The following is a 20,765-nucleotide window of genomic DNA, read 5'->3' as shown; positions in this document are numbered from 1 at the left end:
AATGGGGGCTGCCGGGTTGCCCGGATATTTGGCTTGCATGCTCATAAAGGTTTACGCTGCCCACAAAAACTCATCTGAAGGGACTAACCGGTGTGGTAGCGCTTGTGGGTGGAAAACCCGCCCGCCAAGGGCTGTCATCTACTGCTGGTCGCGTCCGTGACCCCGGGCATTTCGCCGATGTCGATAATGTGAAGGGGATAGGGACATCGGTTCCGGAGGGACGATGAGGACGTTAACTATTGTCGGGCAGCCCGATCATTACAGAATTCGAGGTTAGGATGGACCGAATTATTCCACTGATCATGTGCGGCGGGGCGGGCACGAGGCTGTGGCCGGCGTCGCGCGAGGTCCATCCGAAGCAGTTCCTGCCGTTGTTCGGGACCCGCTCGACCTTTCAGGAGACGCTGCTGAGGGTGTCGGATCCAGCGCTGTTCGAGCGGCCGATCGTGATCACCAACAACGCCTATCGTTTCATGGTGCTGGAGCAACTGGCCGGCATCGGGCGCGAGGCGGACGTGCTGCTGGAGCCGGCGCGGCGCGACTCGGGGCCGGCGATCGCGGCCGGCGCGGCCTTTGCACAAGCGCGCGACAGGGACGCGACCGTGCTGGCGCTCGCCGCCGATCACGTGGTCGGCGACACCGCGGCCTTCGTCGCCGCCTGTCGCGAGGGGCTGGCTGCCGCGAAAGCAGGCCGCATCGTCACCTTCGGCGTCAATCCCGAGCGCCCGGCCACCGAATACGGCTATATCAGCCCCGGCGATACCATTTCGGGACAGGTGCGCGCGGTCGCAAAATTCGTCGAGAAGCCCGACGCCGCAACCGCGGCCGACTACATCACGTCGGGCTATCTCTGGAACAGCGGCAACTTCATGTTCCGCGCCGCCGTGCTGCTCGATGAGTACCGCAGTTTCGATACCGCGAGCGTGCAGGCGGTGACCGAGGCGGTGACGAAGACCGAACGCGATCTCGGCTTCGTCAAGCTCGATGCGGATGCGTTCGGAGCGGCGAAGGCGATCTCGATCGATTACGCGGTGATGGAGAAGACCGCGCACGCGGCGGTGGTGCCGGTGTCCTGCGGCTGGTCGGATGTCGGCTCCTGGCACGCGGTGTGGGAATTGTCTGATAAAGACGGGCAGGGCAATGCCGCGCGCGGTGCTGCGGTGTTCGAAGATTCGCGCAACTGCAACGTCGTGACCGACCGCGCGCTGGTCGCGCTCGAGGGCGTCGACGACCTCGTGGTGGTGGCGACACAGGACGCCATCCTGGTGTCGCGGCAGAAGGACGCCAACGGCCTGAAGCGCCTGGTGGCGAAACTGAAGACGGTGGCGCCCGAGGTCACCGAGAACCACATCAAGGTGCATCGGCCCTGGGGCTCGTACCAGTCGGTCGACAATGGCGAACGCCACCAGGTCAAGCGCATCATCGTCAAGCCGGGCGAGCGGCTGTCGCTGCAGAAGCACCATCACCGTTCCGAGCACTGGATCGTGGTCCGTGGTGCTGCGCGCGTCACCGTCAACGAAACGGTGAAGACCGTGCACGAGAACGAGTCGATCTACATCCCGATCGGCGCCGTGCACCGGCTGGAGAACCCCGGCAAGATCCTGCTGGAATTGATCGAGGTGCAGACCGGCAGCTATCTCGGCGAGGACGACATCATCCGCATCGAGGACGACTATCAGCGCACCTGATGATGCGCTGTGCATCGATTTTGTCCCCGATCGCCGGCGAGATGGTGTAATCTTTTGAATCAAAACGTGTCCGGATTTGCGCGTTGGCATTCGCCACATTTGTGACAGCATGCTATAGCGTGTGCGTGACGATGCTTCGGGGAAAGAAAGCACGTCAGGACAAGGGGATAGGGCTGCGGCCTGATTCGGTGGAATCAGGCTGGTCCGGGGAAGAACGCGCAACCGATGGGCGCCACCAAAAGTCTGTTGGGGTAACCACATGAGTTCCAAAGGGTCGGGGTTGGCCGCAGAAGCCGGGATCAGGCGTGCCTTGCGCGTCGGGGTTATCGGCGCGGGGGTGATGGGCAGCAACCATGCCCGCGTGCTGGCGGGATTGCCCGAGGTCACGCTGGTCGGGATCGTCGATCCTCTGGCTGAACATCGCGCGCGCGCCATTGCGCTGGTCGGGTGCCGGGCCTTTGCGACGCTCGATGAGTTGCTCGCCGAAGGCGTCGATGCCGTGACGATCGCGGCGCCGACCCATCTGCATCACGAGATCGCGCTCACCTGTATCGCGCAGAACGTCCATATCCTGGTCGAGAAGCCCGTCGCCTCCACGGTCGAGGAGGGCAACGACATCGTCAACACCGCGCGGCAGGCTGGCGTGACGCTGATGGTCGGACACGTCGAGCGCTTCAACCCGGCGGTGGTCGCGATCAAGCAGGCGATATCGGGCGAAGACATCCTCTCGATCGGCATTACCCGCGTCGGTCCGTTTCCGCCGCGCATGTCCAATGTCGGTGTCGTCATCGATCTGGCCGTGCACGACATCGATCTGATCCGCTGGTTCACCGAGTCTGAAATCGTCGACGTGCAGCCGCAGCTTTCGAGCGCCGTGGCCGAGCGTGAGGACATCGCGCTGTTGCAATTCCGTACCGCCTCGGGCGTGCTTGCGCATATCAACACCAACTGGCTGACGCCGTTCAAGGCGCGCAGCGTCACGGTCGCGACGCGCGGCAAATATGTGATGGGCGATCTCCTGACCCGTCAGGTCACGGAGTGTTTCGGCTTCAAGCCCGACGGCAGCTATTCGATGCGGCATTTGCCTGTCGGCCACGACGAACCGTTGCGCGCCGAATTGATTGCGTTCCTCGACGCGGTGAGGGGCGGGAAGGAGCCGGCGGTATCAGGCAATGAGGGCGTCGCGAGCCTCGAGATCGCGATCAAATGTCTGGAAACGCCGGCCACGCCCGCCGCGACCGTCGCCCGCAAGGCCCCGCGCCGCGTCGCCGGTTGACAGCTTCCCTCACGCCTCCCGCAAGGTCCCATGAACCAGCATCTACGCCCCGAACCCATTCCCTTCATCGACCTTGCCGCGCAGCGCCGCCGGCTCGGCACCTCCGTCGATGAAGCGGTTTCCCGCGTGCTCTCCCATTGCCAGTTCATCAATGGGCCGGAAGTGTCAGCGCTGGAGGCGGAACTTGCAAAGTTCTCGGGCGCAAAACATGTGGTGGCCTGCGCCAGCGGCACCGACGCGCTTCTGATGGTGCTGATGGGCAAGAAGGTCGGCCCGGGCGATGCGGTGCTGTGCCCGTCCTTCACGTTCTGCGCGACCGGCGAATCGGTGGCGCTGACCGGCGCTACGCCGGTTTTTGTGGACGTCGATGAAACGACGTTCAACATGGATGCGGCCTCGCTGAAGCGCGGCATCGCGACCGCCAAGGCGCGCGGCCTCAAGCCAGTCGGCGTCATTCCAGTCGACCTGTTCGGGCAGAGCGCCGATCACGACGCGATCGCTGCGGTCGCCAAGGCCGAAGGTCTGTTCGTGCTCGATGACGCCGCGCAGGGCTTTGGCGCTACTTACAAGGGGCGGCGGATCGGCACTTTTGGCCTGGCGACGGCGACCAGCTTCTTCCCGGCAAAGCCGCTCGGTTGCTTCGGCGACGGTGGTGCGATCTTCACCGACGACGACGAGCTAGCAGAGACGCTGCGCAGCATCCGCGTGCACGGCCAGGGCTCCGACAAGTACGACAACGTGCGCCTGGGCCTGACCGGGCGGCTCGACACCATGCAGGCGGCGGTACTGCTCGAGAAGCTCAAGATTTTCGAAGAAGAGATCGCGGCGCGCAATGAGGTCGCGGAGCGCTATGCGCGCGGGCTCGGTAACGTCGTGACCGTGCCGCGCCTTGCCGCCGGCTGCAGCTCGATCTGGGCGTGCTATACCATCCGCCTGCCCGAGGGCACCGACCGCGACGGCTTTGCCGCGGCGCTGAAGGCGCAGGGCGTTCCGACCGCGATCTACTATACGAAATCGATGCATCAGCAGACCGCCTACCGCGACTTCCCGGTGGCGGAGGGCGGCCTGCCGGTCAGCGAACGGCTTTCGAACGACGTCATCAGCCTGCCGATTCACGCCTATCTCGACGAGGCGACGCAGGGGCGAATCATCGAGGCTGTGCGCGGCGCGCTTTCGTCCTGATTTCGCCGTTTTGCGGCGCCGGTGCTTGGGCTAGAACCGGCGCATGCTTGGACGCATCTTCACGGTCGGCGGCTACACCCTGCTTTCGCGGCTGACGGGGCTCGCGCGCGACATCATGCTCGCAGCGATCCTCGGCGCGGGACCTATTGCCGACGCCTTCCTGGTCGCCTGGCGCCTGCCGAACAATTTTCGTGCGATCTTCGCCGAAGGCGCGTTCAACACCGCGTTCGTCCCGGCTTACGCCCATGTCCACGGCAAGGGCGGCGATACGTCCGCGCGCCTGTTCGCCGACCGCATCTTTACGCTGCTGTTCTTGTCTCAGCTCATCCTGCTGGTGCTGGCCTGGGCCTTCATGCCGCAGGCATTGCGCGTCCTGGCGCCCGGCTTCACCGATGACGCCGAGCAGCGCCAGCTTGCGATCGAGCTGACGCGGATCACCTTTCCGTATCTGCTGCTGATCACCATGGTGACGCTCTATGGCGGCATGCTCAACGTGATGCAGCGCTTTGCCAGCGCGGCCGGGGCGTCCATCCTCCTCAATCTGTCGATGATGGCAACGCTGGCGCTGGCGGCCTTCTTCCCGAGTGCGGGGCATGCCGCGGCCTGGGGCGTGCTGATTTCCGGCTTCCTGCAATATTTCCTGCTCGCGGGCGATCTGGCGCGGCACGGCACGCTGCCGCGCTTTGCCATGCCGCGGCTCGACGAGGACGTCCGCGCCTTTTTCCGCGCGATCGGACCGGCGACGCTGGGCTCGATGGGCACGCAGGTCGCCGTGTTCGCCGACACCATCATTGCGACCTTCCTCGCGGCCGGCGCGCTGTCGGCGCTCTATTACGCCGAGCGGCTCTACCAACTGCCGATCGGCGTGATCGGGATCGCGGTCGGCACGGTGCTGCTGCCGGAAATGTCGCGGCGGATCACCGCGCAGGATGTGGCGGGGGCAGCGGGTGCGCAGCGCCGCGCGTTCGATTTCACCCTGCTTGCGACTGTGCCCTTTGTCTCGGCCTTCCTCACCGTGCCCGACATCATCGTGCGCGCGGCGTTTGCGCGCGGCGCCTTTACCAAGGCCGACGCGGCGGCGGCTGCCGCGACGCTGGCGGCCTATTCGATCGGCCTGATCCCGTTCGTGATGATCCGCAGTGCGGTTGCGACATTCTATGCACGCAAGGATACGGCAACGCCTGTGAAGGCGTCGCTGACGGGGCTCGGGGCCAATCTGCTGCTGAAGATTGGCTTGATGGCCCCGCTCGCCCAGATCGGGCTTGCGCTCGCTACCGCCGTAGGCGCCTGGATCAACCTGCTCCTGGTGTTCGGCTTTGCGGTGCGCGCCGGCTATCTCGAGCTCGATCGCCTGATGATGCTGACCTTTGCGAAATTCGCCGTCTCCGGCCTCGTGCTTGCGGGGGCGCTTTGGTGGACCGAGCGATTCGCAGCCGTCTATTTCGCGCAGATGCATGTGCTGCGTGATGAAACCATCCTAGCGCTCCTGATTGCAGTCGGCGCCTTCGTCTATGGATTTTCCATCCTGGTGCTGTTCGGGCGCGGATGGCTCTTCGCCCTGCGGCGCGGATAGTTTTCAAGTCAAATCAGCTTTTTGTTGCGGTGCTTCCAAGCTCCGCAATTCGCGGTTTGCGCTTCTTTCCCAACCGCGCCAATATGGCGGGAAACACGCCAAGATGGCGTGGACAACAACAATTGGAGTGACGATGGCAGCCCCCATCAAATTCGGCGTCGGCCAGAGCGTACGCCGCAAGGAAGACGATGCCCTCATTCGCGGCAAGGGCCGCTACACCGACGACGTCGCGCCGCAGCCGGCGCTGCATTCGCTGGTGCTGCGCTCGCCGCATGCGCATGCGAAGTTCACCATCGACGTCACCAAGGCGCGCGGCCTGCCGGGCGTCAGCCTGATCCTGACTGCGGCCGAGGTCGCCGATCTCGGCGACCTGCCATGCCTGTTCAATCTGGAGACCGATCCGTTCACCGGTCCGCCCTATCCGATCCTGGCCAAGGACGAAGTCCGCCATGTCGGCGACGCCGTCGCCTTCGTCGTCGCCGAGACGATCGACCAGGCGCGTGATGCGATCGAGGCGATCGACGTGCAGTGGACGCCGCTGCCGGCCGTGATCGGCGTCGTCAATGCCGTGAAGCCGGGCGCGCCGCAGGTGTGGCCCGACAAGCCGGGCAACGTGCTGTTCGACGTCTCGATCGGCGACAAGAAGGCGACTGAAGAAGCTTTTGCGAAGGCGCATGCGGTCGCGGAAATCTCGATCGTCAACCCGCGCATCGTCACCAACTTCATGGAGACGCGTGCGGCGGTCGCCGAATATGACGCCAAGAAGGACCATCTGACGCTGACGATCGGCAGCCAGGGCAGCCATCGCCTCCGCGATATCCTCTGCCAGAACATCCTGAAGATCCCGGTCGAGAACATGCGGGTGATCTGTCCCGATGTCGGCGGCGGCTTCGGCACCAAGCTGTTTCCCTACCGCGAATATGCTCTGGTCGCGGTCGCTGCGCGGCAGTTGAAGAAGACGGTCAAATGGACGGCTGACCGTGCCGACCACTTCATGGGCGACTCGCAGGGGCGCGACAACGTCACGACCGCGAAGATGGCGCTCGCCGAGGACGGCAAGTTCCTGGGCATGGACGTCGATCTGATGGGCGACATGGGTGGCTATCTCTCGACCTTCGGCCCATATATTCCGCATGGCGGCGCCGGCATGCTACCGGGCCTCTACGACATCCAGGCCTTTCATTGCCGCGTCCGCACCGTGTTCACCAACACCGTGCCGGTCGATGCCTATCGCGGCGCCGGGCGGCCGGAGGCGGCTTACGTTGTCGAACGTCTGGTTGATGCCGCCGCGCGAAAACTCGACATGACGCCGGATACGATCCGCCGCAAGAATTTCATCCCGCCGAAGGCGCTGCCCTACAAGACCGCGACCGGGAAGGTCTATGACTCCGGCGATTTCGCCGCGCATATGAAGCGCGCGATGGAGATCGCCGAGTGGAAAGAATTTCCCAAGCGCGCCAAGGCGGCGAAGAAGGATGGCCTGGTGCGCGGCATCGGGCTCGCGACCTATGTGGAGATCTGCGGCACCATGGGCGAGGAGACTGCGAATGTCGCGCTCGACCCCAATGGTGACGTCTCGATCCTGATCGGCACGCAATCGAGCGGGCAGGGCCACCAGACTGCTTATGCACAGATCGTTGCTGAACAGTTCGGGGTGCCGCCCGAGCGCGTCCATATCCTGCAGGGCGACACCGACAAGATCGCAACGGGTCTTGGCACCGGCGGCTCGGCATCGATCCCGTCGGGCGGCGTCAGCGTGCAGCGCGCCACCGCTGCGCTCGGCGACAGGCTGAAGGAGATCGCGGCGCAGGCGCTGGAAGCGAGCGCCGGCGACCTCGAGATATCGGACGGCGTGATCCGCATCGCCGGCACCGACCGCTCGATCAGCTTTGCGGATCTTGCGAAGCGCCCTGGTGTCGATCCGTCGAAGCTGAACGCCAGCGCGACCTTCGCCAGTGCCGACGGCACCTATCCGAACGGCACGCATCTCGCCGAAGTCGAGATCGATCCGGCGACCGGCATCATCAAGATCGTGAACTATGTCATTGTCGATGACTTCGGCGTGACACTGAACCCGCTGCTGCTCGCGGGCCAGGTTCACGGCGGCGCGATGCAGGGCATCGGGCAGGCGCTCATGGAGCAGGCGGTCTATAGCGCAACCGACGGCCAACTCGTCACCGGCACCTTCATGGACTATGCGGTGCCGCGCGCCTCCGACGGTCCGTCCTTCGTGTTCGAGACCCACAACGTGCCGTGTGCGACCAATCCGCTTGGCGTCAAGGGCGCGGGCGAAGCGGGCGCGATCGGCTCGTGTCCGGCGATCGTCAACGCGATCGTCGAGGGCCTGTGGCGCGAATACAAGATCGACCACATCGATATGCCCGCTACCCCCGAGCGGGTCTGGATCGCGATCCGCGAGGCGCAGCGACGCCATAATCTCTGATGACGACATCGTAGCGCGGGAATAAACGCCCGCGCACGGGTTCTAAAGCATGATCCGGAAAACTGGCTAACCGGTTTTCCGGAAAGATCATGCTCAAACGAGGCGCTGGATCATGATCCAGCGTGAGGCGCCGCGAGCGCAAAATGCGCGCGGCGGCGTCCGGCAAGCTTCACGAAAAGGAGAATTCGCCGATGAAGCGGATGGTTTTGGTGGCAGGTGGCGTGCTGCTCGGTGCAAGCGCTGTCATGGCTCAGCAGGAGATCGCCGTTCAGCAGGACAACCTGATGCGGGCGCAGGCGAAGAGCATGTACACCGTGATCGGGAAAATGGTGAAGGGCGATATCCCCTACGACCAGAAGGCGGTCGATACGGCGCTCGCCGATCTCGAAACGAACGTCGCCAAGATCGCGACCGTCTTTGCCACCAACCCCAAGGAAGACGTGAAGGACGCCCATTACACGTCGTCGCCCAAGATCTGGCAGAACAAGGCCGATTTCGATTCCAAGATCCCGCCGGTCACGAAGGCGATCGGTGACTTCAAGGGCAAGGTCAAGAATCTCGATCAGTTGAAGGTGGCCTACACCACGATCAACGATCGCTGCGGCGCGTGCCACGACACCTATCGCGTCAAATTGAAGTGATGCGGCGCTTGCGCTCTTCACCTCTCCCGCTTGCGGGAGAGGTCGGCGCGTAGCGCCGGGTGAGGGCTCTCTCCGCGCAAAGATAATCTCTGTTCTTTTCGCGCAGACACCCTCACCCCAGCACTGCCGGAGCGAGCTTTGCTCGTCTCGCCCGCAAGCGGGAGAGGGGGCGCAGCTTCATCGTGGTCACCGCCGATCTAACTCATTAGGTGCAAAACGAAAAAGGCGGATGCCGCAGCATCCGCCTTCAGGAATGGACGCTTGTGGCTCGCCTATTTCACGACCTGGCCGCGGATTTCGCCGCCTGGATTGGCCGCGGTGTGGACGTTCACGTAGTACTTACCGGCGAGGAAATCGGCGGCCTGCGCGTCCGTCAGCGTGGCGCTGCCTTCGGCGGGGCTCGAGGCGATATTCGGGATCGGGACCGCGACGCCGCCGTTCTTGCCGGCTTCGGCGGGACCATGGAAATGCGCTGCGGTGGCGGGACCGGTGAGGCCGGAATAGGTCACCTTCCAGCTCAGCTTCTTGGTCGTGGGATCGTAGTCGATATCGGCGGTGCCGGTTCCGGTGCTGCTGTTCGGCGGCACTTCCGATTTGCCGTCCAACGGCACCTTGTACTTGTCGGCGAGAGCAGGACCGGCAAACACGACGGCGGCTCCGAGCGCGAGCGTGGCAAGCATGGTCTTGTTCGGCATGGTTTTTCTCCCTGTTGGCGTCGGCCTGAGTGTCGACCTCAAAACAATGGCCTTTCTGCTTTATTCCCAAAATCGCCCGCGAGCGCGGAAAATTTCGAGCAAGCGCATGGCCGAAACTCTCGCCATATTAGCCGTTCGATCGACGAACTGGAGCATATTCGGTTCTGATTGAACCGAAGCGCCAGATTTTTGTTTTTGACGCGTTCACACGAACCGGTGCCCAGCCTCGGATCAAGTCCGAGGGCATGCTTTGCTCGAAGACGTTCCAATGACAGGTCGGACCATGTTGCGACGAATATATCCCGCGGCCATCCTCGCCGGCATTGTCGCCGCCGGCGTCTACTGGTGGCTGACCATACCTGCGACGTTCGCGGCCAGCGTATTGCCGGCCTATGAGCCTGACATTGGCAATGGCTCGACCATCTTCAACGCGGGCGGATGTTCGTCCTGTCACGCCGTGCCCGACCAGCCCGATCGCACCCGGCTCGGCGGCGGGCTCGCGATTCCATCGCCATTCGGCACCTTCTATGCGCCGAACATCTCGCCCGATCCCAATGACGGGATCGGCCGATGGAGCGAGGCCGATTTCGTCACAGCGGTCATGAAGGGCACCTCGCCGGAGGGCGCCCATTTTTTCCCTGCCTTTCCCTACACGTCCTACCGGCATGCGAAGATCGAGGACGTCCGCGACCTCTTCGCGTTCATCAAGACGCTGCCGCCGGTCGCCGGCAAGGTGCGCGATCACGACGTGCCGTTCCCCTTCAACATCCGCCGCAACATCGGCGTGTGGAAATTCCTGTTCATGGATGACAAGCCCTTTACGCCGGATCCGGCGCGCTCCGCGCAATGGAATCGCGGGGCCTATCTCGTGAACAGTTTTGGCCATTGCGCGGAGTGCCACAGCCCGCGCAATTTCCTGGGCGGCATCATCAGCGCGCAGCGTCTTGCCGGCGGACCGAACCCGGAAGGTGAGGGTTGGGTGCCCAATATCACGCAAAAGAATCTGGCGGACTGGAGCGTGAAGGACTTCACCTATTTCCTGAAGACCGGTGAACTGCCGGACGGCGACAGCGCCAGCGGATTGATGGCGCGCGTGATCAAGAACACGTCGCAATTGTCCGATGAAGATCGTGCGGCCATGGCCGATTATCTTAAATCCCTGCCACCGGTCGAGGGCCCCACGCCGCCGAAGCGGACCGGGGGCAGGAGCTAGGGCGTTTACTCACAGGCGCTTGATCAAGTTTCCCGAAAACCGGACACATGACGGTTGGAGGATGATTTCCGCCTGCGACTCCTTCCAAATCTGCGCCGCGTGGCGCCCCGATAGAGCGTTTTCGAGCGAAGTGGATACCGGTTCGCGTGAAGAAAACGCGTGAAAACAAGAATCTAGAGCTTCGGTTCTGCCGGCGTCGTTCTCGGCCATGTGTTCCAGACTCGCGCGGAGCCGTCGGCCTTCACAGCTGCTCGCCGCCACACTCATAGCCCCAATTCAAGCGCGCGCGGTGGCTTCGTCCGAGCCTCCCACATCGAGAATGATCTTGCCTTTCGGCGGCACTCGTTGACCTTCCAACATCATGTGCGCGTCTCGCGCAGCGGCAAAAGGAAGAACTGCGCCGACACGGGTTTTCAGGTCACCGCGATCGATGAGATCGGCAATCTCGCGAAGGCGCTCGGTGGTCACTTCCACCAGGAAGAAGGCTGCGGTGACCCCGTGGTGCTTTGCGCGGTCTTGATCGGGCTGGGACACAGCGGAGATCAGCTTGCCGCCCGGGCGAAGAACCTGAAAGGAACGTATTTGCGTTTCGCCTCCGACGAGATCCAGTACCGCGTCCGCATCCTTCACCTCTTCCTCGAAGCGTTGCGTGTGATAGTCCAATACTCTGCCGGCACCAAGGGACAGCACGTATTCGATGTCTTTGGTCCCCGCGGTGGCGATTGAACGCAGGCGAGCGCGACGAGCGAGCTGAACCGCGTAGGCTCCGACGTTTCCCGCAGCTCCGTGAATGACGACCGTCTGCCCGGCTTCGAGGCGAGCGTGGTCGAACAGAGCTTGCCACGCCGTGACCGCAACGACGGGAACGGAAGCCGCTTCGGCATAGCTCAGCGAGCCTGGTTTCTTCGCGAGCATCCCAGCAGAGGCCACGGCGTATTCTGCGTAAGCACCAAGGAACTGGCTGTTGGTCACTCCGAAAACCTGGTCCCCAACAGCGATCTCGGATACGCCCGATCCCACGGCCGCGACTGTTCCGGACAGATCAGAGCCGAGCGTAAGAGGAAGAGGCTGCGGCAACGCGCTCTTGCCGGCCCTGATCCAGCCGTCCCAGGGACCGACCCCTGCTGCGTGAACATCGACAAAACCTCGCCCGTACCAGGAACTGGCCTCGGAACCCGATCCAAAATCATCACTTCCGGCGGTCCGAATTCGTGCACTCGCCATGCCAACATGGAGCAGCGCGCAGGACCTTGGGACGCATCGTCGACGGGGCTGCTTGCCATTCTGAACTCCCTGTTAAGACGTGAGTCGGCTTGAAGGCCGTGCGCCGGTCATGGACCCAAAGCCGGTCTCGCGCATCCGCTTCAACCGGTGTTACCAACCGAAGATGGAGGGCAGCCTGATCCAGAACAGTACCAAGATCGGCAACTCTCAATGTACCATCGATAGTCGCTTAGGTCGCAGCGACGTTCATTTCGCAGTGCTAGCGTGCCAATTCCAACAGCCGGCGAACATCCGCCGGCAGCCGCCGTTCATTGAGGTTGGTCACGCTGAGCAGCAATCCTTGCTGTCGGGGAGGCTGCATGTACCACGGCGACAGGGGAGCCGGCGCCAAGCCGAACTGTAGAGCGCGCAAAGCGATGTCCACGTCTGAAGCAAACTCGGGAAGCAAGAGAACCACTGCCAGACCGGCGGTTGCTTGTACCTTTATCGGGTCTGACGCCATCTCTCCCAGGCAACGAAGCAAAGTCTCCCGTTGGGCGGCGTAGAGCCGCTTCATGCGGCGCAGATGGCGAAGGTAGTGCCCTTCTCGCAGGAATTCCGCCACGGCGCGCTGCACGGCCGCAGCCGGCGCTGGTGCCAAGCAAGCAGCGAGCTCACCGAACGGACGACTCAGTTCCGGCGGCATGACCATGAACCCCAGGCGCAGCGCCGGGCTGATCGTTTTGCTGAAACTGCCGATGTGCAGCACCCGGCCTCCATGATCGAGCGATGCAAGAGCCGGGGCCGCCCGTCCTTTCAGCTGCAGTTCGCTGAGGTAATCGTCCTCGATGATCCAGGCGTCGTTCTGCCGAGCCCAGGCGAGCAGTGCAAGTCGCCGCGGCAGCGACATCGTCATCCCGAGCGGCGCCTGCTGGCCTGGTGTGACGACTGCCAGTGTCGCTCCACCGGCGGTTTGCACCCCGGCGGCAACATCCAGCCCTTCCGCATCGACCGGGACAGCTGTCACATGCATGCCAGCCAGGCCGAGCGCGGTGCGCGTGAGCGGAAAGCCTGGATCTTCGATCCAAGCTCCCAACCTTCCAAGCTGAAGCCCTCGGATAGCCAGACCGAGCGCGCCGGAGAATCCGCTCGTTATGAGCACCTGAGAGGGGCTGCACCGAATTCCGCGGGCCAGCCCTAAGTAAGCCGCAACTTCCTTTCGCAGCTCCGGATCGCCGCGCGGATCCGGATACGTCACCGGCGCAGCCGCGGCTAGCCGGGTCTCACGCGTCAGGATGCGTGACCACAGCTTAAAAGGGAAGGCGTCCTGAGAGGGCACGCCCATCTGAAATGCCCGCGGCGCGCTTCCGAACTCATAAAAGAGGTCCGGTAGAGGCGGCGCTTCTGGCGACCACTCGGGCGTTGAGGATCGGGATGGCCGGTCGGCCACACGAGTTCCTGCCGGCCCGAGACCGATCGCGAATTGCTCCGTGATGAGACGTTCGTAGGCCACACGCACGGTGCCGCGGGAGACGCCGAGCTGAGCGGCCAGATCGCGCCAGGAAGGCAATCGCGCGCCCGACGCGAGCCGCCCGCTCTCGATGCTCTCTCGGATCGCGCAATAGATCTGGGCAGCCAGTGGGGTCCTTCTGGCACGATCTAGTTGGATGGGGAGGACAGCCATCGCGCGATGGTACAGTCAAAATTGGCAATCTTGGTACTGTTTTATGATCAGGTCCGGACCGATCTATTTCCTGCAACCAGCACCACAGACACGGAGACGGGAGTTCGACAATGGCCGACGTTATTTCTGGCGTTAGGATCCCCGATAGCAAGATCGCACGCGAGGCCGCCGAACTCGTGCGGCAACATGAAACCGAGATGTTGTTCAACCACTCGGTTCGCGTATTTGTGTTCGGTGCGATGAAAGGAATTCGTCAGAATCTAAAATTCGATTCTGAACTGCTTTATGTCGCAGCGCTGTTTCACGATCTGGGTCTTATCCACCCTTACCATACCGATACGAAACGGTTTGAAGTCGACGGCGCCGATGCAGCCCGCGAATTCCTCAAGAGCCACAGCATCCCGGATCCGAAAGCGGATCTGGTGTGGGAAGCAATCGCTTTACATACCACGCCAGGCATTCCCCAATACATGCGGCCAGAAATAGCTCTCACCAACGCAGGTGTTCTAGTTGACGTCGTCGGCATTGGATATGACGACTATACGCGAGAGCAACGCGACCAGGTCATTGCCGCGTTTCCTCGTGGTGATTTCAAGAATGAGTTCATCCAGGTTCAGACGTGCTCGGCCTTGAAGAAGCCCCAGACCACGTTCGGCACAGTCAATGTCGATTATATCGAAGATCACGATCCCACATTTCGCAGGCCAAACGCCTGCGTTCGGATACGCAATACTCCGTGGCTCAGCTGAACCGTCATTGCGATGAATTCACCCGCCGTGATGCTTGCCACCTCTTAAAGTGTAATCGAGCCGCAAGAGCGAGTTGAGATGCCAAACTTTGCTGATTTCCCGATCACACGGCGCTGGCCTGCGAAATACCCGGATCGCTTGCAACTCTATTCACTGCCGACACCCAACGGCGTAAAGGTCTCGATCATGTTGGAGGAGATCGGGCTCCCCTACGAAGTTCATCTGGTCGACTTCAACAAGGGCGACCAGCACACGCCAGAATTTCTTTCATTGAACCCCAACGGCAAGATCCCGGCGATCCTCGACCCCGATGGCCGCGACGGAGAGCCGCTGCCCTTATTCGAATCCGGAGCCATCTTGCAATATCTCGCGGAGAAGACGGGCAAGCTTTTGCCGGCAGATGCGGCTCGCCGCTACAAGACTATCCAGTGGCTGCATTTCCAGATGGGCGGGATCGGACCGATGTTCGGCCAGCTCGGCTTCTTCAACAAATTCGCAGGCCGTGAATACGAGGACAAGCGCCCACTTCAACGATACGTCAACGAGTCAAAACGCCTGCTCGGCGTATTGGAAACGCATCTCGCCGGACGACTATGGATCATGGACGATGAATATACCATCGCCGACATTTCCATGCTCGGCTGGGTGCGTAACCTGATCGGCTTCTATGAGGCGCGCGAACTCGTCGACTTCGACAGTCTTCAAGCGGTACCAGCCTGGCTCGATCGCGGCCTGGCGCGGCCCGCGGTGCAGCGTGGATTGACTATCCCGCACAGGCCATGAGAGACGGGAAGGTGCACTGATCGACCCTGCACCGCATCGCACGATGCTGCTGAGTCTCTCCCGTCTGTCGAAGTTCAGGGCTGCGAAATTGTCGCGCCAATGGCCAAGCTGCCCGGTCAGGAAACCCTGATCACCGAAGATCTCGCTTATCGACTTGCCTAAGCCAACCGGGAGGTCAGCCGGCAGCTTGAATTGCTGGCAATGAGCCGGGAAGCGGATATCGTGCAGAGTTGCGGCAGCAGGTCAGTCCGCGAGCTTGAGCGACCGTTGAATAATCTGATCGACAGCGCGATCTGACCGGCTCAAGCACTACTGCAGTGCGGAACTCGCTTCTACTCGGCCGCAACAGCTCGACGCGTTGGTAGATTATCATTGGATTGATCGCACTTGGCGCGATCTGAGTTGCTCATTCCTGCACGCAAGCTTTTGTGACCAGACGCATTGCGAGTGTAGCAATTCACGCCGGATCCGACATCGGGGCGTAACAGCAAACCTGCCAACATCTGGTTGCGTCACTCAGCTCGATCACTCTTGTCGGCTCGAGTGGCCTTCGTCTCAGGATATCCAGAGTAGGATTATATGAAAATCATCATCGCTACGACCCCCGCGCCCGGTCATGTCAATCCAATGCTTGGTATCGCGCGCATCCTGTTGGCTGACGGTCACGAGGTGGTCGCCTTCACAGGAAGCGCTTTCCGCGACCGCATCAACAGTATTGGTGCAGCATTTCGTCCTATTCCTGCCAGCGCAGATCAGGATGTGGTGGATCCTTTCGCGAAGTATCCCGAACTGAAAAGCCTGCCTCCGGGGTTGGAGTTGTTGCGCGTCACCAAGGAGCGCTTATTTGTTGACCACATGCTCGTGCAGCACGAGGGCTTGCAACGATTGTTGCGGGAAGTCCCGGCCGACATCGTGATGGGGGATGAGTACTTCTTGGGCCTGCTACCAATGCTGCTGGGCCCTCGCTCGAAGCGGCCTCCGATTGTCTGCTTTGGCACCACGATCCTCCATTGGCCTCGCACAGACGGGGCGCCAGAACTCCTCGGCTTGCCTCCGGCGGCAGCCCCGGCGCAGCGCGAGAAGTATGCAGCCATTGCCCAGGAACATGAGAGGGTCGTCAATCAACCGCTCGCGCATCGTTTGAACCAATGCCTGGAGGAAATCGGCGTCAAGTCGCTGCCGAGGCCTCCTTTCGAGGCAATGGTGGAATTAGCAGATGCCTATCTGCAGCTGACGGTGCCGAGTTTTGAGTTTCCGCGTCCCGCCCCCGCTTCGGTGCAATTCGTGGGTACCCCGCCCATTATGCCCAAACAAGCGCCGCTGCCACCCTGGGCCGATGAGCTGGACGGCAGGCGCAAGGTGGTCCTCGTGACCCAAGGGACAGTGGCCAACCACGACTTCAACCGCTTGGTAACACCGACCCTGGTGGGATTGGCCGACGAGCGGGACCTGCTCGTGGTCGTCACCGCTGGCGGCCGCCCGGTCGACACGATCCCTGGCCCCATTCCGGCTAATGCGCGTTTGGCGAGCTATCTGCCGTTCGAGTGGATCCTGTCCAAAGCCGATGTATTTGTCACCAATGGAGGTTATGGCAGCGTCAACCAAGCCATGAGCTTTGGTGTTCCTCTGGTCTGCGCTGGACTCACCGAGGACAAGGCCGATGTGAATGCGCGGGTCGGCTGGTCCGGGGTCGGCATCAACCTTGAGACGAGCACGCCGGCGCCGCAGGTGCTGCGCGAGGCTGTGCGGGCCGTACTCGATACGGAGAGGTATCGCGCACGTGCTTCGCTCATGGCTAAGGAATTCCAGCGCATCGACACCCGTGGCGAGATTCTCCGCGCGATCAAGCGGGTGTCTCAGAACGGGGCTGATCGGCCGTCCCGCGCCGCTTTGCTGTCGGCGAAGTAGATCGACGATACCGACCTCAGCACAATCGTTTCACGACACCGATCGAAAGCAATGATTGGCTGGGTCGCAAGCTCGTTGCGGTCGCGCTCGGCGATCGCATCTTCCACGGCGAGGCCAGCAACGGCACCTGCAGCGGATGTCATGGGGCCGATGCGCGAGGGACGTCAGTCGGTCCGGACCTGACTTCCGGCAATTGGGTGTGGAGCGACGGCAGCCTTGCGGCGATCACCAAGACGGTTGTCGACGGCGTCCCGCACCCACGCAACTATACCGGCGTCATGCCGCCGAAGGGAGGCGCCGAGCTGTCGGACGCCGACACTGCCGCAGTGGCCGCCTATGTCTGGGCAGTCGGCCACGTCAACTAGTCTAGGTGGTCCCGAACGCCTTGAAGGTGATGATGGTGTGGGTGTCCTGGATACCCGGGATGACCTGGACCTTTTCGTTGACGAAATGGCCGATGTCGGTGTCCTTGTCGACGTAGAACTTCACCAGGAGATCGTAATCGCCCGCGGTGGAGTAGATCTCGGAGGCGATCTCGGCCTCCGCCAGCGCATTGGCGACGGCATAGGACTGGCCGAGCTTGCACTTGATCTGGATGAAGAAGGGAACCATCGCTGTTATCTCCGGGGCAGGTAGCCGGCCCATAGAGCCAAATTCGCCGTGCAATGGCAAGCCAGCTTGCCGGCGTTGGTTCGCCGCGCTAGGAGGGACCATGGTATTATGCCTATCCCACTGCGCGGCAGCTTTCCGATGACGACGCCGATCGCACTCACCATTGCCGGTTCGGATTCCTCTGGCGGCGCCGGCGTCCAGGCGGATTTGAAGACCTTTGCCGCGCTCGGTGTCTACGGCGCATCCGTCATCACCGCGCTCACCGCGCAGAATACGATGGGCGTGCGCGGCATCCATCAGGTGCCGGCCGGGTTCGTGACGGCGCAGATCGATGCGGTGTTCTCCGATCTTGCGGTCGGCGCGGTCAAGATCGGCATGGTGGCGGAGCTTTCGATCATCGATGCGATCGCGGCCGGGCTCGAGCGCTGGTCGCCGAAGCATGTCGTGTTCGATCCGGTGATGGTTGCAACCTCGGGCGATCGCCTGCTTGCCGCGGAGGCGGTCGATGCGCTGCGCACGAGATTGATCCCGCTTGCGTCGTTGATCACCCCGAACCTGCCGGAGGCCGCAGCACTGCTCGACGAACCGATGGCCTCGGATGAGGCCGCCATCGAGAGCCAGGGCAGGCGGCTGCTTGCCCTCGGCTGTCGGGCGGTCCTGATTAAGGGCGGGCACGGGCAGGGCAGCGAGAGCATCGACTATCTCGTCGATGTAGACAGCGCGATCGTGCTCGCGGCGCCGCGCATCAGCACCGCAAACACCCATGGCACCGGCTGCTCTTTGTCGTCTGCGATCGCAGCCGAGCTTGCCAAGGGCGAAGACGTGACGTCAGCCGTGCGCAATGCCAAGCGCTGGATCAGCGCCGCCATCGAAGCCGCCGACCGTTTCACCGTCGGCCACGGCCACGGGCCGGTGCATCATTTTCACAGATTTTATTAGACGACCGAGCTGCCTCAACCCTGTCCCGCATATCTACGGCCTCTGGTGTCGCCAGATTGTCGCATGGCGCTGTTATCCGCATTTCAAAGGGGCGCGTAGCTGATTCTGGTGGGACTGTTGGCTGCGACGAATCGTCATCGCCCTGTCACAGGGATTTGTTAGGTGCACAGGTATGGGAAGCGACTCTTTCAGTGAAGAGAGCCCCGAGCGGCGCTTTCGCACGTTGTTTATCTCCGATGTCCATCTCGGAGCCCGCGGGTCGCAAGCCGACCGATTGCTGGATTTCCTGCGCTCTCACGATGCCGACACGATCTACCTGGTTGGCGACATCGTTGACGGTTGGGCGCTGAAGTCGAGCTGGCACTGGCCCCAGACCCACAACGATTTCGTGCAGAAGATGCTGCGCAAGGCACGCAAGGGCGCCAAGGTCATCTATATCCCCGGCAATCACGACGAGTTCCTGCGCAAGTACTACGGCACGCATTTCGGCGGCATCGACGTGATGGAGAACACCATCCACACCGGCGTCGACGGCAAGCGCTTCCTCGTGATCCACGGCGATATCTTCGACCTCGTGGTGCAGAATGCGCGCTGGCTCGCCCATCTCGGCGACAAGGCGTACGACTTCGCGATCCAGATGAATCGCTTCGTCAACTTCTTCCGCCGCATGTTCGGCGTGCCCTACTGGTCGCTGTCGCAATGGGCGAAGCTGAAGGTCAAGAAGGCAGTCAATTACATCGGCGCGTTCGAAACCACGCTTGCGAGCGAAGCACGTCGCCACGGCTGCGACGGCGTGATCTGCGGCCACATCCATTATGCAACGATCCGCGACGAGCACGGCATCCGCTACATGAATTGCGGCGACTGGGTCGAGAGCTGCACGGCGCTGGCCGAGCACGAGGATGGCCGCTTCGAGATCATCACCTGGACTGATCCGGTCCGGCGCATCGCACCAGTGCCACGGGTCACGGCGCGCGCTGCATGACAAAAATCCTGGTCGCGACCGACGCATGGCATCCCCAGGTCAATGGGGTGGTTCGGACGCTGACCATGATGGCCGAGGCGGCAAAGGGCCTCGGCGTCGAGATCGCATTTCTCACGCCGCAATCGTTCCGCACCTTCGCGATGCCGAGCTATCGCGACCTCCGGCTGGCCTTGCCGCATCCGGCTGCGATTGCCGCGCTGATCGAGCAGGACAAGCCCGACAGCATCCACATCGCCACCGAAGGTCCGATCGGCCTGTTGGTGCGCCGCTACTGCCGCAAGCGCGGTCTGCCGTTCACCACGAGCTTTCACACCCGCTTTCCCGACTATGTCTCGGCGCGCTCGCCAATCCCGGAAAACTGGGTCTGGCGGCTGTTGCGCTGGTTCCATCGGCCGAGCCAGGCGGTGATGGCGGCAACCCCGGCGCTCGCCGCCGAACTGCGCTCGCGCGGCTTTCGCAACGTGGTGCTGTGGTCGCGCGGCGTCGATACCGAGCTGTTCCATCCGCGCCATGTCGACCTCTGTCTTCCGGCACCGGTTTTCCTGAGCGTCGGCCGGGTGGCGGTCGAGAAGAACCTGGAAGCCTTCCTCGACCTCGATCTGCCGGGCACCAAGGTCGTTGTCGGCGACGGACCGGCGCGGCCGGCACTGGAGCGGAAATACCGCGACGCCGTGTTCCTGGGCGCACGGCACGGCGAGGAATTGGCGCGCATTTATGCCGCTGCCGACGTGTTCGTGTTCCCCAGCAGGACCGACACCTTCGGTTTGGTGCTGCTGGAGGCGCTTGCGAGCGGCCTGCCGGTCGCCGCTTTCCCGGTGGTCGGTCCGCGTGACGTGATCGGCACTGCGCCGGTCGGCGTGCTGAAAGAAGACCTCCGCGAGGCCTGTCTGGAGGCGCTCAGCATCCCCGCGCAAACCTGTGTCGACTTTGCTGCGCGCCACACCTGGCAAGCCTCGGCGCGCGTTTTTATCGACCACGCCCTCAATCTCCGGCCGGTCGAGCCCGAGCCTGAGAACGAACCGGCGGAATTCGTGGCTGAGGACCCGCATTTCGCAGCCTAGCCTGACCCCGTAGCCCGGGTGGAGCGCAGCGCAACCCGGGGACTTCTGTATCTGTCTTGACCGGCGGTCCCGGGTTACGCGTTCCGCTCCACCCGGGCTACGGCCGGGGATCACACAGAAGCGTCTTGCC

The 20,765-nt window shown here is 62.6% G+C and carries 17 protein-coding genes and 1 pseudogene; 14 read left to right on the top strand and 4 right to left on the bottom strand.

What is annotated here, in order from left to right:
- The first annotated feature begins 278 nt into the window (after positions 1-278).
- From AC5ZG5_RS16105 to AC5ZG5_RS16080, 6 genes are all read left to right on the top strand, one after another.
- Positions 279-1,688, top strand: coding sequence for a mannose-1-phosphate guanylyltransferase/mannose-6-phosphate isomerase (locus tag AC5ZG5_RS16105; protein ID WP_456643406.1), 1,410 nt, complete (start codon positions 279-281; stop codon positions 1,686-1,688).
- Between the two features lie 259 nt (positions 1,689-1,947).
- Positions 1,948-2,964, top strand: coding sequence for a Gfo/Idh/MocA family oxidoreductase (locus AC5ZG5_RS16100; protein WP_456643405.1), 1,017 nt, complete (start codon positions 1,948-1,950; stop codon positions 2,962-2,964).
- Between the two features lie 30 nt (positions 2,965-2,994).
- Positions 2,995-4,146, top strand: a complete 1,152-nt coding sequence (locus AC5ZG5_RS16095) for a DegT/DnrJ/EryC1/StrS family aminotransferase (RefSeq protein ID WP_456643404.1) — start codon at positions 2,995-2,997, stop codon at positions 4,144-4,146.
- A 43-nt stretch (positions 4,147-4,189) separates the two neighbouring features.
- A complete protein-coding gene (gene murJ / locus AC5ZG5_RS16090) occupies positions 4,190-5,719 on the top strand; it encodes a murein biosynthesis integral membrane protein MurJ (RefSeq protein ID WP_456643403.1) in 1,530 nt (509 codons plus the stop codon).
- 133 nt (positions 5,720-5,852) lie between these two features.
- On the top strand, positions 5,853-8,162 hold the full coding sequence (locus tag AC5ZG5_RS16085) for a xanthine dehydrogenase family protein molybdopterin-binding subunit (protein WP_456643402.1): 2,310 nt from the start codon (positions 5,853-5,855) through the stop codon (positions 8,160-8,162).
- A 191-nt stretch (positions 8,163-8,353) separates the two neighbouring features.
- Positions 8,354-8,803, top strand: coding sequence for a c-type cytochrome (locus tag AC5ZG5_RS16080; protein ID WP_456643401.1), 450 nt, complete (start codon positions 8,354-8,356; stop codon positions 8,801-8,803).
- Positions 8,804-9,075: 272 nt separating this feature from the next.
- Here AC5ZG5_RS16080 and AC5ZG5_RS16075 read toward each other — a convergent pair whose 3' ends face one another.
- Complete coding sequence (locus tag AC5ZG5_RS16075; RefSeq protein WP_456643400.1) at positions 9,076-9,498, bottom strand: CHRD domain-containing protein; 423 nt, start codon at positions 9,496-9,498, stop codon at positions 9,076-9,078.
- A 283-nt stretch (positions 9,499-9,781) separates the two neighbouring features.
- On the opposite strand from AC5ZG5_RS16075, the gene AC5ZG5_RS16070 reads away from it, so the two are divergent.
- Positions 9,782-10,711, top strand: a complete 930-nt coding sequence (locus AC5ZG5_RS16070; protein ID WP_130229694.1) for a c-type cytochrome — start codon at positions 9,782-9,784, stop codon at positions 10,709-10,711.
- Between the two features lie 276 nt (positions 10,712-10,987).
- Here AC5ZG5_RS16070 and AC5ZG5_RS16065 read toward each other — a convergent pair.
- Both AC5ZG5_RS16065 and pdxR read right to left on the bottom strand, forming a co-directional pair.
- Positions 10,988-11,943: pseudogene (locus AC5ZG5_RS16065) on the bottom strand (NADP-dependent oxidoreductase).
- Positions 11,944-12,194: 251 nt separating this feature from the next.
- Entirely contained in the window at positions 12,195-13,598 is a 1,404-nt protein-coding gene (gene pdxR, locus AC5ZG5_RS16060; protein WP_456643399.1) for a MocR-like pyridoxine biosynthesis transcription factor PdxR, read from the bottom strand.
- Between the two features lie 110 nt (positions 13,599-13,708).
- Between pdxR and AC5ZG5_RS16055 the strand changes: the two genes are divergently transcribed.
- The 4 genes from AC5ZG5_RS16055 to AC5ZG5_RS16040 all read left to right on the top strand — a co-directional run bounded on the left by AC5ZG5_RS16055 (position 13,709) and on the right by AC5ZG5_RS16040 (position 17,403).
- A complete protein-coding gene (locus tag AC5ZG5_RS16055; protein WP_456643398.1) occupies positions 13,709-14,347 on the top strand; it encodes an HD domain-containing protein in 639 nt (212 codons plus the stop codon).
- 78 nt (positions 14,348-14,425) lie between these two features.
- Positions 14,426-15,130 carry a glutathione S-transferase family protein gene (locus tag AC5ZG5_RS16050; protein WP_456643397.1) on the top strand — a complete coding sequence of 235 codons (705 nt, stop codon included), beginning with the start codon at positions 14,426-14,428 and terminating at the stop codon, positions 15,128-15,130.
- A gap of 579 nt (positions 15,131-15,709) precedes the next feature.
- Positions 15,710-17,038, top strand: coding sequence for a glycosyltransferase (locus AC5ZG5_RS16045; protein ID WP_456643396.1), 1,329 nt, complete (start codon positions 15,710-15,712; stop codon positions 17,036-17,038).
- A 41-nt stretch (positions 17,039-17,079) separates the two neighbouring features.
- A complete protein-coding gene (locus AC5ZG5_RS16040; protein WP_456643420.1) occupies positions 17,080-17,403 on the top strand; it encodes a c-type cytochrome in 324 nt (107 codons plus the stop codon).
- 1 nt (position 17,404) lies between these two features.
- On the opposite strand, the gene AC5ZG5_RS16035 is transcribed toward AC5ZG5_RS16040, so the two are convergent.
- A complete protein-coding gene (locus AC5ZG5_RS16035) occupies positions 17,405-17,650 on the bottom strand; it encodes an Lrp/AsnC ligand binding domain-containing protein (protein WP_027579940.1) in 246 nt (81 codons plus the stop codon).
- Positions 17,651-17,788: 138 nt separating this feature from the next.
- Between AC5ZG5_RS16035 and thiD the strand changes: the two genes are divergently transcribed.
- From thiD to AC5ZG5_RS16020, 3 genes are all read left to right on the top strand, one after another.
- Positions 17,789-18,589, top strand: coding sequence for a bifunctional hydroxymethylpyrimidine kinase/phosphomethylpyrimidine kinase (thiD, locus tag AC5ZG5_RS16030; protein ID WP_456643419.1), 801 nt, complete (start codon positions 17,789-17,791; stop codon positions 18,587-18,589).
- 172 nt (positions 18,590-18,761) lie between these two features.
- Positions 18,762-19,574: a UDP-2,3-diacylglucosamine diphosphatase gene (locus tag AC5ZG5_RS16025; protein ID WP_456643395.1), complete on the top strand. Its 813-nt coding sequence runs from the start codon at positions 18,762-18,764 to the stop codon at positions 19,572-19,574.
- Complete coding sequence (locus tag AC5ZG5_RS16020) at positions 19,571-20,635, top strand: glycosyltransferase family 4 protein (protein ID WP_130227059.1); 1,065 nt, start codon at positions 19,571-19,573, stop codon at positions 20,633-20,635. The genes AC5ZG5_RS16025 and AC5ZG5_RS16020 overlap by 4 nt, the downstream gene beginning before the upstream one ends.
- Positions 20,636-20,765 lie beyond the last annotated feature (130 nt).

Source organism: Bradyrhizobium sp. Ses1 (assembly GCF_059512365.1).
The sequence above is the reverse complement of the archived record's forward strand: the minus strand, read 5'-3'. Positions and strand labels throughout refer to the sequence as shown.

What these genes read in the sequence shown, in the direction of transcription:
- AC5ZG5_RS16100 (WP_456643405.1), top strand. Translation starts at nt 1,948, where the DNA reads ATGAGTTCCAAAGGGTCGGGGTTGGCCGCAGAAGCCGGGATCAGGCGT.
- AC5ZG5_RS16020 (WP_130227059.1), top strand. Translation starts at nt 19,571, where the DNA reads ATGACAAAAATCCTGGTCGCGACCGACGCATGGCATCCCCAGGTCAAT.
- pdxR (WP_456643399.1), bottom strand. Translation starts at nt 13,598, where the DNA reads ATGGCTGTCCTCCCCATCCAACTAGATCGTGCCAGAAGGACCCCACTG.
- AC5ZG5_RS16035 (WP_027579940.1), bottom strand. Translation starts at nt 17,650, where the DNA reads ATGGTTCCCTTCTTCATCCAGATCAAGTGCAAGCTCGGCCAGTCCTAT.
- AC5ZG5_RS16080 (WP_456643401.1), top strand. Translation starts at nt 8,354, where the DNA reads ATGAAGCGGATGGTTTTGGTGGCAGGTGGCGTGCTGCTCGGTGCAAGC.
- AC5ZG5_RS16025 (WP_456643395.1), top strand. Translation starts at nt 18,762, where the DNA reads ATGGGAAGCGACTCTTTCAGTGAAGAGAGCCCCGAGCGGCGCTTTCGC.
- AC5ZG5_RS16070 (WP_130229694.1), top strand. Translation starts at nt 9,782, where the DNA reads ATGTTGCGACGAATATATCCCGCGGCCATCCTCGCCGGCATTGTCGCC.
- thiD (WP_456643419.1), top strand. Translation starts at nt 17,789, where the DNA reads ATGACGACGCCGATCGCACTCACCATTGCCGGTTCGGATTCCTCTGGC.
- AC5ZG5_RS16085 (WP_456643402.1), top strand. Translation starts at nt 5,853, where the DNA reads ATGGCAGCCCCCATCAAATTCGGCGTCGGCCAGAGCGTACGCCGCAAG.
- AC5ZG5_RS16075 (WP_456643400.1), bottom strand. Translation starts at nt 9,498, where the DNA reads ATGCCGAACAAGACCATGCTTGCCACGCTCGCGCTCGGAGCCGCCGTC.
- AC5ZG5_RS16050 (WP_456643397.1), top strand. Translation starts at nt 14,426, where the DNA reads ATGCCAAACTTTGCTGATTTCCCGATCACACGGCGCTGGCCTGCGAAA.
- AC5ZG5_RS16055 (WP_456643398.1), top strand. Translation starts at nt 13,709, where the DNA reads ATGGCCGACGTTATTTCTGGCGTTAGGATCCCCGATAGCAAGATCGCA.
- AC5ZG5_RS16045 (WP_456643396.1), top strand. Translation starts at nt 15,710, where the DNA reads ATGAAAATCATCATCGCTACGACCCCCGCGCCCGGTCATGTCAATCCA.
- AC5ZG5_RS16105 (WP_456643406.1), top strand. Translation starts at nt 279, where the DNA reads ATGGACCGAATTATTCCACTGATCATGTGCGGCGGGGCGGGCACGAGG.
- AC5ZG5_RS16095 (WP_456643404.1), top strand. Translation starts at nt 2,995, where the DNA reads ATGAACCAGCATCTACGCCCCGAACCCATTCCCTTCATCGACCTTGCC.
- murJ (WP_456643403.1), top strand. Translation starts at nt 4,190, where the DNA reads ATGCTTGGACGCATCTTCACGGTCGGCGGCTACACCCTGCTTTCGCGG.